This window comes from Corallincola holothuriorum (genome assembly GCF_003336225.1).
GTDB lineage: Bacteria > Pseudomonadota > Gammaproteobacteria > Enterobacterales > Neiellaceae > Corallincola > Corallincola holothuriorum.
On sequence record NZ_QPID01000007.1, the window covers coordinates 1 to 17,304 of the forward strand.

At 48.2% G+C, this 17,304-nt stretch carries 15 protein-coding genes and 1 pseudogene; 5 read left to right on the forward strand and 11 right to left on the reverse strand.

Features of this window, described 5'->3' with window-relative positions; all coding sequences use genetic code 11:
• The first annotated feature begins 184 nt into the window (after positions 1 to 184).
• The 5 genes from DU002_RS11990 to DU002_RS12015 all read left to right on the forward strand — a co-directional run bounded on the left by DU002_RS11990 (position 185) and on the right by DU002_RS12015 (position 3,596).
• The gene (locus tag DU002_RS11990; protein ID WP_114338636.1) at positions 185 to 835 is read left to right on the forward strand and encodes a carboxylesterase family protein; all 651 of its coding nucleotides are present in this window, start codon (positions 185 to 187) and stop codon (positions 833 to 835) included.
• 481 nt (positions 836 to 1,316) lie between these two features.
• Positions 1,317 to 1,676 (forward strand): hypothetical protein, encoded by a 360-nt coding sequence (locus tag DU002_RS11995; RefSeq protein WP_114338637.1) that lies wholly within the window; start codon positions 1,317 to 1,319, stop codon positions 1,674 to 1,676.
• 315 nt (positions 1,677 to 1,991) lie between these two features.
• Positions 1,992 to 2,192, forward strand: coding sequence for a DUF1737 domain-containing protein (locus tag DU002_RS12000; protein ID WP_114338638.1), 201 nt, complete (start codon positions 1,992 to 1,994; stop codon positions 2,190 to 2,192).
• A 500-nt stretch (positions 2,193 to 2,692) separates the two neighbouring features.
• Positions 2,693 to 3,163 (forward strand): hypothetical protein, encoded by a 471-nt coding sequence (locus tag DU002_RS12010; RefSeq protein ID WP_114338640.1) that lies wholly within the window; start codon positions 2,693 to 2,695, stop codon positions 3,161 to 3,163.
• Between the two features lie 127 nt (positions 3,164 to 3,290).
• Complete coding sequence (locus tag DU002_RS12015; RefSeq protein WP_114338641.1) at positions 3,291 to 3,596, forward strand: hypothetical protein; 306 nt, start codon at positions 3,291 to 3,293, stop codon at positions 3,594 to 3,596.
• Between the two features lie 213 nt (positions 3,597 to 3,809).
• On the opposite strand, the pseudogene DU002_RS19635 reads toward DU002_RS12015, so the two are convergent.
• The 11 genes and pseudogenes from DU002_RS19635 to DU002_RS12075 form a co-directional block, all read right to left on the reverse strand.
• Positions 3,810 to 4,873: pseudogene (locus DU002_RS19635) on the reverse strand (glycosyltransferase family protein).
• Between the two features lie 192 nt (positions 4,874 to 5,065).
• Entirely contained in the window at positions 5,066 to 5,959 is an 894-nt protein-coding gene (locus DU002_RS12030; protein ID WP_114338644.1) for a hypothetical protein, read from the reverse strand.
• A 5-nt stretch (positions 5,960 to 5,964) separates the two neighbouring features.
• Entirely contained in the window at positions 5,965 to 8,223 is a 2,259-nt protein-coding gene (locus DU002_RS12035) for a prolyl oligopeptidase family serine peptidase (RefSeq protein WP_114338645.1), read from the reverse strand.
• Positions 8,224 to 8,417: 194 nt separating this feature from the next.
• Positions 8,418 to 9,704, reverse strand: a complete 1,287-nt coding sequence (locus DU002_RS12040; RefSeq protein WP_114338646.1) for a sensor histidine kinase — start codon at positions 9,702 to 9,704, stop codon at positions 8,418 to 8,420.
• 9 nt (positions 9,705 to 9,713) lie between these two features.
• Positions 9,714 to 10,436, reverse strand: a complete 723-nt coding sequence (locus DU002_RS12045) for a response regulator (protein WP_233496492.1) — start codon at positions 10,434 to 10,436, stop codon at positions 9,714 to 9,716.
• A 9-nt stretch (positions 10,437 to 10,445) separates the two neighbouring features.
• Positions 10,446 to 10,883: a DUF3019 domain-containing protein gene (locus DU002_RS12050; protein WP_114338648.1), complete on the reverse strand. Its 438-nt coding sequence runs from the start codon at positions 10,881 to 10,883 to the stop codon at positions 10,446 to 10,448.
• Positions 10,884 to 11,059: 176 nt separating this feature from the next.
• A complete protein-coding gene (locus tag DU002_RS12055; protein WP_114338649.1) occupies positions 11,060 to 11,266 on the reverse strand; it encodes a hypothetical protein in 207 nt (68 codons plus the stop codon).
• Between the two features lie 373 nt (positions 11,267 to 11,639).
• Positions 11,640 to 12,350 carry a phosphate signaling complex protein PhoU gene (gene phoU, locus DU002_RS12060; RefSeq protein WP_114338650.1) on the reverse strand — a complete coding sequence of 237 codons (711 nt, stop codon included), beginning with the start codon at positions 12,348 to 12,350 and terminating at the stop codon, positions 11,640 to 11,642.
• Between the two features lie 36 nt (positions 12,351 to 12,386).
• Entirely contained in the window at positions 12,387 to 13,211 is an 825-nt protein-coding gene (pstB, locus tag DU002_RS12065) for a phosphate ABC transporter ATP-binding protein PstB (protein ID WP_114338651.1), read from the reverse strand.
• Between the two features lie 34 nt (positions 13,212 to 13,245).
• Complete coding sequence (pstA, locus tag DU002_RS12070; protein ID WP_114338652.1) at positions 13,246 to 14,898, reverse strand: phosphate ABC transporter permease PstA; 1,653 nt, start codon at positions 14,896 to 14,898, stop codon at positions 13,246 to 13,248.
• Between the two features lie 14 nt (positions 14,899 to 14,912).
• Positions 14,913 to 17,153, reverse strand: a complete 2,241-nt coding sequence (locus tag DU002_RS12075) for an ABC transporter permease subunit (protein WP_114338653.1) — start codon at positions 17,151 to 17,153, stop codon at positions 14,913 to 14,915.
• Positions 17,154 to 17,304 lie beyond the last annotated feature (151 nt).

Sequence of the window (17,304 nt, forward strand, 5' to 3'; positions counted from 1 at the left end):
TCGCGCATCCCGACTGCCTCCGTGCAGGGTGAGATAGGATTTGTTTTTGGCGAAATTAATTAGATCAAACCACGGGGTGCGCGTCTACTTTTATGAATTTCCTAGGGATTATGAGGGGATTCGCTAGTTTGCGGCATTAGCATTACAGGCGGTCACCCCGCATCAAACTAAATGGAGTTTTTCATTGGCTGTACATTGTTCAAATGAATTTACGAAGGAAATCATTAAAGCGGTTTCTGTTAAGTACTTGTTGTACTTACCAGAAAGATACACAGAAAGTGATCGTCAGTGGCCGTTAATCGTTCACCTTCACGGTGCCGGCGAGTGTGGAGATGACCTTGAGTTAGTCAAAGGGCAAGGGATCCCATATTTAATCGAAGCTGGCAAGCAATTGCCATTTATCGTTCTTTCACCTCAGTGTCCTGAATATGAGCAGTGGGATCCGACAACGATAAAAGCCCTTATTGAAGATATTTCCAGTACTCACAAAGTCGATACTAAAAGGATCTACCTGACCGGCTTCAGTATGGGAGGCTATGGCGGTTGGACAACTGCGATAAGGTATCCCAAGTTGTTTGCAGCTATTGCTCCGATCTGCAGTTTTGCAAATCCTAAGCACGCCTCTCGATTAACCTCATTGCCAATTTGGGCGTTTCATGGGGCAAAGGATGACTGTGTACCAGCCGAAGGGGCGCAAAGAATGATAGATGCAGTAAATAGCTGCGGAGGCAAAGCGAAATTCACGCTTTACCCTGAGGCCGGTCATGACTCTTGGTCTGAGACATACAGTAACGGTGAGCTCTTTGGTTGGTTTCTAGAACACGAGAAGTGCTAAATGCCAACCCACGCGGAAGGCTTTTCGCTGATATTAATCGCTTCGCGCCTTATTTTAGCCAGCTCAATTCGCCCATGGTTGGGGCGTTTCTTTTAAAGAGAAAACGCCACTGAAGATAACGACACAAGATGTAGATACATGAAAGAAGCGCAATAAAAAACAGGGGGGAAAGACTCTACCTATTTTTGCCAACAAAGCGTGCAAATATGGGTTTAAGCCTCTGCAGACCACCAAGCAATTTGTTAAGACCTGCATAGTCCAGACAATCAAACCAGCTAATTAGATAGCTATTTGTAATCGGATAATGTTTCGTCTACCAATCTCCTACTTTTTACAATTGAGTGTATTTAACCATCAAAGTTCGCTTGCAAGCTGCTCGTACCTCCACTGAACCGTTTAAAGTGTGTTTTAATAGCGAACTTTAGACAACGCTACTCCGGCTGCTTAGGGCGCCGTGAAACTCTCAATCAGGATCAGCGAAATGTTCGATACAAGAGATGCACACATTATTCTTAGTGAAACCCTTCGGTTTGCTGGAGTACAGAAACAGACTGACTATATTGCTGTTTTTCAAAACTCAAAAGGCCGAGAACTTGCCTTAGAGCGCGATCGAACAGAAGCGTTCTATGTATGGTTAGAAAAATACAATACTGTAATTCCTGGTGTAGCAATAAAAAACCAAGAAAAACCTGGGGAACCATATGGTCGAAAACAACCAAGAAACTCAAACTTGAATGATAAGAATTGCCCCAATCTAAAAGTAGGTAACAGGGTGTGGTATCTAGAAATAGAATCACCGCAGGCACTTCGGGAATTAGCTAAGTGGTATGCCGCACTGTAGCCAAACAAAGTCATGTTGTACGCTCGCCATGGCAGTTTAATGTGAATCAGGAACGCACTTAAATGATAGAAAAACTATTCGGGCTGCTGGTTTCATATTCATCCCCAGTGCGACACAGATTGGAGCACTGATAGTGTCATCGGTATATAGCTTATTGTTCTCAGCAGATACTTCTGTGTACTCGTCATTTTTGAACCAATTTTTAAGTTCAAATGAGGCGCTCGTACAAAAGAACGCAACGCTTGCAAGTTGCAGCCTTCGGCGTACATGCCAATTGAATAATCACGCCAGCCTAAAGATAGATAAGGAAATTAGATGAAATTATACCGCTTTGTAACTGGCCCAGACGACGTCACTTTTTGTATGCGGGTCACTGAATCAATAAACAATGGATGGGAGCTGCATGGAAGTCCAACTCTCACGTTTAATGGTGAAAGCCCGATCGCTGGCCAAGCTTTGGTTAAGGAAGTTCCAGACGAGGAGTTCTCCAAAGGCATAGATCTGCGGTCTTATTGAAATAATGAATAATCCGTCAGTTTTCTCCGTTGAAATACTCGTTAGGATCTTTGTAGGTGTGCTGTTTACCAAGATTTTTATTTCAATCAAGCCGCTACACAATCAGAGTAATCGATATAAGTGAGTGCACTCCCCTATATACACCGTCATTACGGATCATCAAACAATCACTGTGCAAGATCCGCAAATCGACTACAACGGCAGTATCGCTCTCAGAGGCGCTGAAGCTCTTGTACACGTAGCTCCACCCTATAGCTTACACGAAGAGTACACCTACAAGTTAAAGGCTAGCTATTCAGATTGCTCAGGCATTGAATCTGAGGCTCAACAGGTCAAACTAGGTTGGCTTTATACGATTTCATTGACGGTGACAAAGTTAGGCATGTCATTCGCACGAAATAATGCCAAATAAATTGTGTCAGAGGTTTTCCGAGCTCCAAGTGGCGCCACCCGACAAACGCCCCAGTGTGGCTATATTAGCTCCCCATTAAGGATCCCGTGTGACTGAATTTGCAGACGAATATTCAAAACCAGAAAAGCTGAAACGCGTATCGCTTTATATAGTGGCGGGCGGAGTAGTGTTCATCACCCATCAGCAGTGGGTTTTCCCTTTTGTGCGATGGTATGCAGAGACGGCACCTTGCCATAGCCTGTTTGGCTACGCTGGCTTAACCGTTTTATGGTTCTCGCTGTTCGTTGGGCTGCCATTAATCTGCGCTTTTATAGTGGGTGCAGTGGCGGTACCTCTGGGCGTTAAATCTTTTGCCGATGGGCAGTATCCCCCGAAAAATCACAAAGTTTACACGCCAACCAAGATATTGAGGGGGCGGAAAGCGAGAGCCAAATCACTCACGCTGCTAAGCTTGCCGCTGTTCTTTATGGCGATATCTGTTTGGGGGTATCTCCAAGCCAACCAGATGCCTCAGGAAATACCAGAGGGATTTGATTACCGCGTTTGTGATAGCGCATAGAAGTATCAAGTCACTCAAGTTAGGCTTGGATTGATGCCGATTTTTAAAACCGCTGGCATCGACTTTAAATAAAGAGAAACACGTAGCGACAACATCATAGGACGTCGTAAAACTTAAGGAGTAAGAGTTGGGTATTCTTTTTAACCCCCGGTCTGATGAAAGGACACTGGTGTTTCGCGGGATCATGCTGGTAGGCTGGTATTGTGTGATTTTCTTAGCCTCTAACGCACTATTGATAGGGATAGTGAGTGGCTATGCGGGCTTTGAATTAGCCATGAGTGGCGTCACAGATCTAGAAAGAGCCTTTGCCGAAGGGTATAGAGCGAGAGTTCGCTTTTTCCGCACTTATGATGACTATATTGCCTACGGACAACTCATTATTCTTGTCGCCCTCGCGTTGAGTGGGAAGCTGCCTTGGACAACCAAGAAGTAACTATGGGCTGACTACATTGCCCCCTGCGCTAGCCAGCCTTAACCTTGCTTCATCACTCGCCATCAACAGATCTCAGACGGCGATCTAAACAATCGCCATCGATTGCGAGGCAATGCTGTTTATTCACAGAAAAAACGCGGTAAGGCGTTCGTTTGTTTTTCGTTCCAGCCGCTCTCGCTTCAATCAACGTGAGCCACGCCCGCTACCGCCGGCTTAGCGTTTAAACGATTTAAGCAGCGCCATATCATTGGCTAGCAACTGGTCGAGCTTGTCTTGCATCCCCTGATTACCACAGCCCTGATATAGGCTTAATGCCAGTTCATAGTCTGGTAATTGATACAAGAACGCGGCAATCGCATCTTGGTCTGGCTGTAAACATGCTTTTCCCAGCCCCTGTTTATCCAGCATATGGGCGTTGAGGTGCTGCTCAAATTGCCCTTGCATTGGAAACGCCAAGTAGGGCTTTTTAAGATGCAGTGCTTCGCTAATCAAGGTGAAGCCCGCCGTCGCCATCACCGCTTTGCTGGAACTAAGATCCTGCAAAAATCCCTCTTCACTGAAGGATCTGAAATGCAGATTTCCCACCACCTCATCCTTGTTGTAGCCGTAAACGTAAAAGCGCTCGCGAGGAAACAGGCTAAGCGTATCCAACAACGAATCAAACCCTGAGGTGGCGTACACCAAAATATGCTCCCCTCTGCTGGCAGTAAGGCCATAAGCAGCCGGACGGATCAGGGGCGGAAACAGTTGGCAATGGTCGTTTTTCAACGCGCCGGTATGAAAAGAAGTGATCAACGAATACCAGGGCTTGGGCACCATGGCGCGAATAATAGTTTCGGTAAGTAGCGCTTCCTTTTTAGATCTGCCGGGCAGGCGTATTCCATGTAACGCATGCGGTGCTGATTATCCAGACTGATCAGCGGCAGATCATAGTGATTGGCGAGATACGCGGTGCACGGTTCAAAATCGGTGATAACGCAATCCGGTTGAAATGATTTAAACAACTCGCGAAGCTTGTTAAATGCACGGGTGCCTTCAGGCAGGTTAGCCAAGTTCTCGGTCAACGTTTTTAGTTTCGATACCTTGTTATCAACACTGGCGATGGTTAACCCTTGGATCTGCAACACGTCAAACTGCTGGTGCAAATTGCGATAACCGCGATCATAGGAGACTAGCTTTAACTCATGCCCCTGCTGCTCAAGGTGGGCAGCCATCAGTTTCGCTCTAGAGGAGTGACCTGAGCCCTCCCCTGATACACCGTAGATAATCTTCGCCATCAATCTTTCCCTGCGTGTTTCGATCCGGTCATGTTACTGCACGGCAATGTTTGTTTTCTAGTAACCACTCACTATTCCTGCGAGTGACCCCTAAGTTAATGGTCTGCCGATACGCACCCGCCAAAAACAACGATCCAATTAGTCAGCACATACTGATGTTGCTCAGCTGACTGCCAGCCCAACAATCCTCTTTCACAAAGCTGGCTCTGCCACTGATAAGCGGCAGGGGCACTTTCGCCGCATCAAGGGTAATATTCGCTCAACGCCATTTGCCCAGGTCGCTACCCGCTCCGAGTAGTCACTGGTGGCATAGCTGTATGCTGCAGCATAGCCATCAAAATCCCATCTCTTAAACTGCTCATAGCCACGTTTCACTTCCGCCAGGCCTGTCGCTTTCTCATCATTACCACGCAGCTTCACCAACGAATAAGTAGATGAGAGATCCGGTTGAACGGTGGTGATGACAGATAGCGATAACTCACCACAAGCGTAGTGACGAAAATGATGCACACCGCGATAGCGTTCAACATAACTTGCGGCTTGCTGATATTGCTCCTGTTCGCTATAGCCTCTAATGATGCAGTTAAGCCCCAATTCCCTCATCAACTGCTGCGCCACCCCTAAGGCACGGGGAAAATCGGTATCCAGCATCTGTTCCGCGTTATCTCCTCGATGCTCTACCTGCCAGCCCATCACCGCGCTGCCTGACAGCATGGCATTATGCGCTCGGATATAGTTCGTATTGAAACGATCGTCCCATCCGGCATCCATCTGCTTCAGCCATTTCTGATTACCATCAATCACGAATTGGTTATCAACGATCTCCAAGGTGAGAGACTTCGACTGATAGCGGTAGGCGCGCCGGTCACTGTCAGTTGGCAGCGTATTCAGCTTCTTCGCCAGCAGCAGGTAATGCAACATAGGATCGGCGGTATCCCACTTATAGTGGAGTTCCCTATCCCCCAGCTTGCCGACATAATCACCGTAGGGTTGATATTCGGCTTGTGCCAGCGTCATCTTTTTCGGCCCAGAAACGCAGCCAACAATGCATAGCGCTACCAAGAGGTAAATAAGATATCTAGCCATAATACCTACTCCTCTTGGCTTAATTTAGGTAACGGAGCAGGGGCAACCTCAGTCAACCCATGTACCATCAACAAAAAGGTAAGCTCTTGCGCTTGTTCATACCTATCTTTCTCTGGCGTAGCACCACCGAAATGATTACCGTCGCTGCGCGTGGTGAGCAGCAATAGGTTATTGTCTTGTTTACGCTCACGCATACGTGCCGCCCAACGGGCAGCGTGCCAGTAAGGCACCGTATTGTCAGTCCAGCGCGTGGTGATCAGTTGCGGTGGGTAGGCTTGGTGACGGATCTGATCATACGGGTTATAGCTATAGACATAGTTAAACACCTCAGCTGAACGTAATGGATTACCAAACAGGCTCCATATCCATTCAACCTCAGCGTTTTCCGTGTCCAGCATCTCCGACAGCGGATCGACCCAGGGCACATTAAGCACTGCCCCACACCATAACTGCGGCGCTTGATTCAGTGCGGCTCCCATTAACATGCCACCGGCACTGTCGCCAGCGATACTGATTTTGCCCGCTTGCGTGTACTGCTGTTCGATCAGTTCATTAGCGACATCAACTAAATCATTAAAGCTATTTTTACGCTGCATCTGCTCACCTGAGCGCTGCCAGTTAGGCCCTAACTCGCCCCCGCCGCGCACATGGGCCATGGCATACATCACGCCACGGTCCAGTAAACTGAAGCGTTCGTTGGCAAACTTAAAGCCCCGTGGCCAGCCCTCCCCGGTCTCGCCAAAAGCACCAAAACCCGTCAAATGCAAAGGCTGACCTTGCTGTTTTAGATCGTCGCGATAAAACAGGGTAACAGGGACGCGCACACCGTCTCTCACCGTGACTTGAATACGCTCGGTTTTATATAGCGAAATATCGATGTTTAGCCGACTTAGCCCGGTTAGGGCTTGATGTTCCATGTCATAAACCACCTGAGATTTGGGCGTAGTCAGAGAAAAGTAGTTCAGACGAATTTGCTGACTAGCAGGATCCTGCTGCTTTGCCAACGTGGCGGTATAAGCCTGATCAGGAAATTTTATCCATTGTGGTTCGCGATCTTCTCTCAATATCACTATCTCACTTTGTCCAAGCCGATTGGCTTCAACCGCAACAAAGTCATCAAACGGCACCATGCGCTTAAGCTGCAGATCATCATCCCCAGCCAGTAAAGTTTTCCATGAGCCTGGGCCGTTGCCGGTGTCCTTAGCGGCCGCAATACGATAACTACGATTAATATCGTTACTGCGCATATAGAACGTGCCATTAGCGTGATCGATATAGTTCATCACATTATGTTTAATGTTGGAGATCTGAACTGGCGCTTGCTCCGGTGACTTAGTCGAAAAAGCAATCACCTGCAGACTGCGATTAGCACCGCGGTAGAGAAAGGCATAATCCCCCGACACACTAGGATAAAGTTCATTGCGGAATGCCTGCCGCGTCTCCCGAAAAAGAACATTGTCATTCACAGGATCTGTGCCTAGCTTATGCAAACGGATTTGATAAAGACCAGACTCGGTAACAAATGGATAGAACAGCGATTGGCTATCCTGCGCCCACACATATAAAGGCAGCCCGCCAGCAATATTCTGTTTAAGTTTTTTCTGGTTACTGATGTCGTAAAACTGCAGCTGCGAAGCAAAGATATCCTGTTGATAGCTACCCCAAGCGGCATAGCGCCCGTCGGGACTAAAGTAAAGCTGATGGATGCTCTCTCCGGCTTCCGAGGCAACCATTTTTGATTCATCAAAAATAGTGCTAAACAACTCGCCATTCAGCGGCTTTCTCTGCCATTGCTTGAAATGGCTATCTGCTAGCGCCACAGACCGATAAATAAAGTCACCTTGGCGGAACTCGTGCCCCGGTTCTCTGCTGTCTAATATCGTACGCTGCTTCGTTTCAGCGATCAGTCTTTCGGTCAACTCGCGATGAGACGCCATTACCTTTTCAAAGTAACTGTTTTCTGCGGCGATATAATCCAGTATTGCCGCATCATTCACCTGGGGGAAGTCAGTATCGATCAGCCAGGAGTATTCATCCACCAATGGCTTGCCATGGAACATCCGGGTGGTAGGTAGTGGCTTTGCCACAGGCAAAGGTATCGCATTGGGCGCCTGCAGCTTCACGGCCGGTGACTTAACATCGGCTTGCGCGACGCCACAGGCCAACCAACTGATGGCAAACAGAATCGATATCACACTGATGAACTTAAGCGGCCGTAAATGCCCTAAGGAGGCACTTTGTGACTTTTTTATTTTCGTTATCATGATGAGTCCTTTTGTGAACAAGGCCTGCAACTCAACACTGAACCCGAAGCGATCCCTTACTGCTCAGTCAGCGCATTGCGGCTAAGTTCATAACACCATGGGGCGTCAAGACTATCCGTTGTAGATATGTGTAGGAAATGTAAGAAAGTGATCGACGTGCAACAGCAGAAAGCGAATACTCGTAAGGCAAGTGTTTAGTTAGGAAACCTCATGGTCAAACTAGCTCCGCCTAACCGTTTCGAATGAGATGCACTGATATTGCCATAATGCCACAGCATCACTTTGGCAGCGATGGCCAAGCCTAAACCGAAGTGCCCCTGCTCACGTGAACGATCGGCATCGAGCTTGAAAAAGGGGTCGAAAACCGCTTTCATCTTTTCGTCAGGGATCCCTTTACCGTCGTCTTCGACACAAATATGCATTGCATCCGTTGCGACAATGACAGCAACATTCACTCGACTATCTGCATACCGGATAGCATTGCTTAACAAGTTCTGCAAAGCACGACAACACCAGTGAAAATCATAGATATAGCGGCTATCTTCTATCGCCAGAGACGCATCTAGTGCCACGCCATGTTGGCGTGCCAATGGCTGGCAATCGACAACCACATTTTCAACGAGTTTATTCAGAGGCTGACGTTTGAACTTAAGCTGCCGACTGTAACGTTCCATACTGGCATAGCTAAGAAAAGCTGCCGTCATCTCTTCCATATGCGCCAGTTCGGTGTCCATGCGTTGCAAGAATTCATCACGCTTGGCCTCATCCGTGGTATCCATCACCGCATCCAAACCAAAACGCAAACAAGACATCGGCGTGCGGATGTCATGGGATAAGCTCTGGGTGAGCAATCGATTATCTGATAACAGCTTCTCGATATGCTCCGCCATGGCATTAAAGCGCTTTTCCAACCTATTTATATAGGAAAAACGCGTGATATCCATGCGCACATGGAAATCACCCTTGCCGATCTTAGTTGCCGCCTGAGTTAGCAGGTAAAGTCGACGAGTCAAAGGCAGCAACCAGAGCACTAAAACCAGACTAAGGCCGCCATAAAGACTCGCGGTCATAACAAAATCAAATGCGCTAGGTTCGTTTAATTGCGATGGTATTTGCAATTGCAGCAATCTTTCGGGGTGGTTAGGGATCGTCTTATATAGATGTGCACCGGCACTAGACATTAATAGCACACCACCGGGAGCAGAAAATTTTTCTAATTCCGCATCAGGAAAGGCAAAGCTGCTCATTTCATCCAACGACAAGTTCACACCAAACTGCTCGCCAAGTTTTCTAGTGGCGGTCATCAAGCTATTTGATCTGTCGTTGGCCAATTGCGATGACAAACCATCGGCTAAATTGCGATAAACAGCGAGATCACGGGAGTTATCGTCTGGATGTTCAGCCAGCTGATCTAGCCCCCACCCCAGCAGAAACAAAGAGCCCAGCACGGTAACAATAATACTGAGGTATAAACGCCTCATCGCTGCGCCTTATACTTCATCTGGGAATGATTCTACTTGCCAGGCGTCAGCAACAAACAAGTAGCCCTTTCCCCAGACTGTCTTAAGTTTTTTCGGCTGCTGTGAATCATCATTAAACAGCTTGCGTAGCGTCGACAGCATGACGTCAAAGCGGCGATCCATACCATCGTACTCCCGCCCCTTTAGGTTTTGAAATACACGATCACGATCAACAACCTCTCCCGCATGACGAGCAAGAAACCAAAGAAAATCAAACAAATTGGTAGAAAGCGAAATCTCATTGCCACAGTAAATTACACGTTTCGCGCACTGATCCAATTCCAACGCGCCATATACCAAGTTGGTCGTATCAATGGCTGGTGGCTGAACTCTTTTTAGCAAGGCTGAGAGCCTTGCTAGCAAAGCCCGCGGCCGTACCGGTTTTATCACATAGTCATCGGCGCCGGCCTCAAGCCCCAACACCTCATCAAACTCATCAGCACGTGCAGTAAGAAACAGGATAGGTACCGCCGATGTCTGGCGTATCTGATGACAAACCTCAATACCATTTATTCCCGGCAACATCACATCAAGGATCACTAAATCGGGCTGAAATGACGACAACGCCGAAAGCACAAGATCTCCACGCGCTACATGCTCAACACACAACTGATTTTCAATCAGTGATTCAACAATCCAAGTGGCCAAGGCGATGTCATCCTCCACCAGCAAGATCTTTTTCCCCTCAATCACCATTTGCTCCTAAAAAACACGCCAATGATATTTCTGAGCTGTTGGCTGGTGTAGCCACACAACCTCTATTGAGCCTTCCGCCAATAACTGACCGTCGACGATGCGGGTCAATTTGAAATCGAGCTTTTGCGGTGAATTCACCTCAAGCTGATAAACCTCAGCCTGACGGTTACGCCAACATTGAATAGGGTTTTCATTACCAACAAGATAGAGGCAGACATCTCCCGGTATAGCCAACTGCCAACGCAGCTCCACACTGGCCTTGCAAGGATCGCCTTGTTTCGCTACCACACATTTGTCTGGCGTGGCGATAAGCCATTGTGAACTAGTGATAATCGGGCGAGGTGCGGAAGTCAGCGGTGGCGGTTGATCAGCAAACACAGCGCAGGATAACAAGCAGCCCAACAACCAAAAAAACCGGGGCAGACACTGACAGCAACCATGCATAACATATCCCTGTTAGACAGATAAAGACGCGATTCCCAATAAGCTGGAAATAATTAAAGACATTATCAATAAGCCGCTAATGAAGAAAGTAAACCAACGTGAGAGGCTTCACGGAATAACGAAGCTAAGCTCGAATAACCGCAATGACTGGAAATACGTTAACGTGTGATACAAAATCAGGCACCGGCATCGGCCAAAGCTTTTTTACGGGCTTCCTCAGCCTCTTTAGCCGTCTGTTCGACACCTTTGGCCTTCTCTAACGCATCAAGCTGGTAGTCAGGAATAATCACCTGTGACTTTTTACTCGCAACCTTTTCAGCTGGCGAGCAAGCCGACAACAACGAAATAGCAAAGGAGAGAACTGTAAGGGTAAAGATTTTCAAAGCGGTTGCCTTAATTGAAACTGTTACGCTCAAAAAGGAGGTTAACAGTAGAAAGAGAAACTCAAGCTTACGTTACCAATCCACTTTGCATAGCTTTCAACTGCGCTTTCGTTAAGTCGTCGGAATATTTAGTGAAAAAAGCCATCCTGCGCAGGATGGCCTTTTATGCCGAAGGCGGAACTGGTTTACTGCTTTGAAGCAATACCCTAAGTGACATAGAGGGTATTGCAAACCTGTTTCAAAGATTCAACGACCTCTTGTTAATCTCAGCTTTCTTCATCTCGTCGACGCTGAGTTCAGAATTAGCTCTTGGCAGTAAAAAGCCCCTTAAAAAAGAGGCTTTTTCATCCATTCCAAATCACCTAGCTCATGGCTACTTCAGCAGTTCATCGATTTCCGAGCTCGGCGCATGACGGATATCTTTACCCTTCACGCAGTAGACGATGTACTCAGAGATATTCTGGCAACGGTCACCGATACGCTCTAATGAACGTACCGCCCACATCACTTCCAATACCTTGGGAATTGAGCGGCTGTCTTCCATCATGTAGGTCACCATTTCACGCAAAATACCTTCGTATTCACGATCAACGCGCTTGTCTTCTTTATGTACTTTTAATGCCGCGTCAACGTCCATACGGGCGAATGCATCAAGCACATCATGCAGCATGTCGCAGACATGACGGCCCAGACTATCCAGACTGGCAATCAGCTGCAGCTGCTTTTTGTCGTATTCACCTTCCATCGCTACTTTGGCGATCTTCTTAGCGACATCACCAATACGTTCTAAATCGGCGGTGGTTTTATTGATGGCGACCATCAAACGCAAATCACTCGCCGCAGGCTGACGCTTGGCGATGATTTGAATACATTGACGATCGATATCCAGATCGAACTGGTTAACTTGTCGGTCGTTCTTACGCACCTGCTTCGCCGATTCGATATCGTTCTCTTCGATCGCTAACAAGGCATCGCGCAGCTGTTGCTCAACCAATCCGCCCATGGTTAATACCTGATTGCGGATGTTCTCCAGCTCCGTATCGAACTGGCCTGAAATATGTTTTGACGTGTTCATAGTTTCCATGGGATTGCTCCAAGCAGATCCATACGTTAATCAGAATTAGCCGTAACGACCGGTAATATAATCTTCGGTCTTTTTCTTTGCTGGCGTAGTAAACAGGGTATTGGTGTCAGCATACTCAATCAGCTCGCCCATATACATGAAAGCGGTCTGATCTGAGACCCGCGCCGCCTGTTGCATGTTATGCGTAACGATCACCACGGTGAACTGCGACTTCAGATCGTTAATCAGCTCTTCAATGGTCAGCGTTGAGATCGGATCCAATGCTGAGGTTGGTTCATCCAGCAACAATACTTCAGGTGAAATCGCAATGGCGCGGGCGATCACCAAACGCTGCTGCTGACCACCGGACAGACCAAAAGCGTTGTCGTGCAGACGATCTTTAACTTCGTCCCACAGAGCTGCGCCACGTAGTGCTGTTTCCACCGCTTCGTCTAACTGACGACGATCATTTACGCCTTTAAGACGCAAGCCGTATACCACGTTCTCATAAATCGATTTCGGGAACGGATTAGGCCGCTGGAATACCATGCCAACGTTGCTGCGCAGGGCTGCCACATCCACATTACGGTCATAGATATTATGGCCGTGGAGCAGGATCTCACCTTCAATGCGACAGCTGTCCACCAGATCATTCATTCGGTTCAAGCAGCGCAGCAGTGTCGACTTACCACAACCAGAAGGACCAATAAACGCGGTCACCTGGTTTTTGGGGATGCTCATGCTGACCTGATGCAACGCCTGCTTGTCGCCGTAGAACAGATCCAACCCTTTAATTTCCAGTGCTTTTTGCTCCGGACTCATATTCATCAGATCCAGCTTTTCGCTTGAACCTGCTTTTAAGGTGGTTTTCACTTCAATCATCTTTATACCTCAAAAATCTTCTAATCAGTCCGGGCTAGTGTTCAAGCGAGCGGAATTTTTCCCGCAGGTGATTTCGAATTGAAATCGCCGTCAGGTTTAATGTAACAATCACGGTCACTAACAGGAACGAAGTGGCGTAAACCAACGGGCGCGCCGCTTCAACGTTAGGACTTTGGAAGCCCACATCATAAATGTGGAAACCCAGGTGCATAAATTTACGATCCACGTGGATAAACGGGAAGTTACCGTCGACAGGCAGTGTCGGTGCCATTTTCACCACACCTACCAACATCAAGGGGGCTACTTCACCGGCTGCACGTGCCACCGCCAAGATCAATCCGGTCATAATGGCCGGGCTGGCCATTGGCAGAATAATCCGCCACAAGGTTTCAGCTTTGGTCGCGCCCAGTGCCAAGCTACCTTGACGTATCGCACTAGGAATACGAGACAAGCCCTCTTCTGTCGATACAATCACCACTGGCAGGGTTAAAATGGCCAAGGTTAAGGCAGACCAGAGTACACCTGGCGTACCAAAGGTAGGTGACGGCAGCGCTTCAGGATAGAACAGCTTATCCAGCGAGCCACCTAACATATAAACAAAGAAGCCAAGACCAAATACGCCATAAACAATGGATGGCACACCGGCAAGGTTAATAACTGCGATGCGGATCAGTTTGGTGACCGAGTTTTTACCCGCGTATTCATGCAGGTAAATCGCTGCTATTACGCCAAATGGGGTCACAATCACCGCCATCAGCATCACCATAAATACGGTACCAAAGATGGCAGGGAACACGCCGCCTTCGGTGTTGGCTTCCCGCGGGTCGTGGGAGACGAATTTCGCCACCTGCACCATCCAGCGCCATACTTTTTGCGGCCAATTCATCGCATTAGGATAAGCGACATCCAATACATACTGCATGTTGATATTGACCTGCTCACCGCGCATATCACGCACCACAATGGCGTCACGGCGCATCTGATCACGATAAGCAAACAGGTCTGTTTCATGCTGCTGGTACTCATTACGCAGCTCTGTGCGGCGAGCCTCAAAACCCGCCTTGGCTTCAGCTGTTAACTGCTCTTTCAGCTCCAGACCACGCTCTTCCAAACGGATACGTTCCAGCTCATAGTTGATCTTGCCGATCACGCCGTTTTGCAGATCCAACGCCTGATTATTCAGCATCACCGAGCGCTCGATACGAGCTTCCAGCTCTGTCGCTACGGATTTGGCAACCACGGGCTCGCCATTTTCCAATAGCTGCTCAGGGAAGCCATAGAAGTTGCCGTTCTTCGAGCGCTCAAACACAGCAATGCCTTTGGGCTCACGACGCTCAACAATGTTGGTTTCCAATATCCAGCGAAAGTCCAACTCAACAAACTCACGGTTACCTGTTTTTACTAGATAACGAGTCACAAACTCTTCATCGTAGCCTTCTAGCTTAACCCCAGCCTGACGCAGACGAGAGGCAGGCACCAGCTCCTGATCATGGATCTCACCAATCACAGTGGCGATTTCGCCGTTCGGTTGGCGCAAATCAAACTCATAGATGGTTGCAGGCCAGAAAAAAGTTAAACCGCGCCATGCAATCAACAACAATAAACCGATAACAGCGACCAGCGAGATACTGACTGCACCACCTGTCATCCAGATCCACGGGGAACCTGACTTTATCCAATTCTTCATCTTGGTCATTTCCCTTACATCGAGCTGTATTTTTCACGCAGCCGCTGGCGCACGAATTCAGATATGGTGTTGAAGATGAAGGTCAACACGAATAGTACAAACGCTGACAGGAACAGGATCCGGTAGTGAGAACTACCTACCTCTGCTTCTGGCATTTCTACCGCAATATTGGCAGAAAGCGTTCGCATGCCTTGGAAGATACTCCAATCCATCATTGGCGTATTACCTGTGGCCATCAGTACGATCATGGTTTCACCCACGGCACGGCCCAGTCCCATCATCACTGCCGAGAAGATCCCCGGACTTGCGGTTAATAGCACCACGCGAGTCAATGTCTGCCAGCGTGTGGCACCCAATGCCAATGAACCGTTTGACAGGTGTCCGGGCACACTGAACACAGCATCTTCGGCAATCGAGAAGATGGTAGGGATCACGGCAAAGCCCATCGCTAAACCAACCACTAACGCGTTACGTTGGTCGAAAGATATCCCTAACTCATTAGTGATAAAGACACGGGCGTTACCTTCAAATAACAGATCTTCTAATCCAGGGCTAAGCGCGAACGCTGCCCAGCCGAAGAAGATAACCACAGGCACCAACATCGCCGCCTGCCAACCATCAGGCAAACGGTTAGTGATATCTTTAGGCAGCAGGTTAAACAGGTATGCCGACAATAGGATGCCAAACGGCACCAAGATGAGAATCGCCAAAATCCCCGGCAAGTTATCTTCGATATAGGGAGCTAACCAAAGCCCAGCCAGGAAGCCGAGAATAACCGTTGGCAACGCTTCCATGATCTCAACCGTTGGCTTAACCCAGGTACGCATACTTGGTGTCATGAAATAAGCGGTATAGATAGCACCAGCCAACGCAATAGGCACTGCAATTAACATGGCGTACAACGCCGCTTTAATTGTGCCGAAGGTTAATGGCATCAACGACAGTTTGGGTTCAAACTCATCACTGCCAGACGTTGATTGCCAAACGTATTGCGGATCTGGGTAGCCTTCGTACCAGACTTTGGTCCACAACGCGCTGAAGGTGACTTCCGGATATTCGTTTTCAACATCGAAGAAGTAGATATCTCCATCATATTCCAGCAGTGCAGCATTATGGCGAGGCGCAAGCGTTAGTGCCTCTGCAGAACTGGCAGTAAAGTGCTGTTCAAACAGACGGCTCTGACCCGTGGTGTGGTAAATAGCAACATTGCCTGTGTCCGTGGTCACCATAAAGCCCTTACGGCCTTTCTCTGAGACAAACTCGGTCACCGCACCATCGGACTTAAAGCCGCGAATACGCTGGAACTTACGCCCCTGCTCGCCATTCACTTCAAACCACTGGCTGATATCGCCATTGTCGTAGCCGATTAACAAAGAGGAAGCACCCGTCAACAGTCCCATGGTAGAGACATCAGACGCTTTACTGCGGAGGTCAATCACCTGCTTCAGCGTTGGCTTTGCCAAATTACGCAAATTCCACACCTCGATCCGATTATCACCACGGATAAACAGGTGGTTCTGATCCGGCGTTAACAGCATTTGCTGTACCGTATTCAGTTGCGAATCAATCTTGGCGTGACTAGGGGTCCACACCACTTCTTCGGTGAGGAAGTCTTCTTCAGCACTAAAGGCTGCCAATACAATACGATGATCCGAGGTGCGACTGACCACACTGGCAGACTCATCGTCCAGTGCCACCGCCAGCTTTTCAATTGCTGCGCCTTGCGGGTCAAACAGCAAAGGCGAGTCGCCAAGCGGATAGAACATCTCTGGCGTTAATACGCGCACATCATTCGGAAAAGAGGTACGAAATTGTGGTTTCACAATAACCCCCATCCCTGCTGCGTCGGCATACGCCACCATCTCATCGCCCGTAGGCACAGCCGCAGAGGCGGTCATTGGCCCAGTCAACACGACCTGATGATGATAGATCTCGTCGCCTGCTTTTCTCTCACCCAGGTCTCGGGCAGCAAAAAACGCCACCTGGCCATCGGCAGCAAAGCGATAGCCGATCTCGGCTTGCTCTTCGATGCCAAGAGAAACGACGTTCGCTTCAGTATTCACCTCGAACTTAAACTTCTGTTCCATGTCGACTGGCGTAAAGATCGGCAGTACCACATACAGCAGATAGAAAAAGATAAGCAATAACGCGACTAGCACCATCAAACCACCGCCAGTCACGCCAAAGCGCGCTAAATTGTCTTTAAACAGCCGACGTCGACTGCTCCGAAATATCGGCACCGAATTGGCAGCCATGGAAAACCTCACCCATAGTTTGATGGCGCAGAGTATATGACGTTTGTATTACAGTTTTGTTACTAACGCCTCTTACCCCTCCAAATTCATCAGAAAAATCTGAAGGACTAAAAAGGGATATATCTTTCTTCTTAAAATTTATTGAGTTACA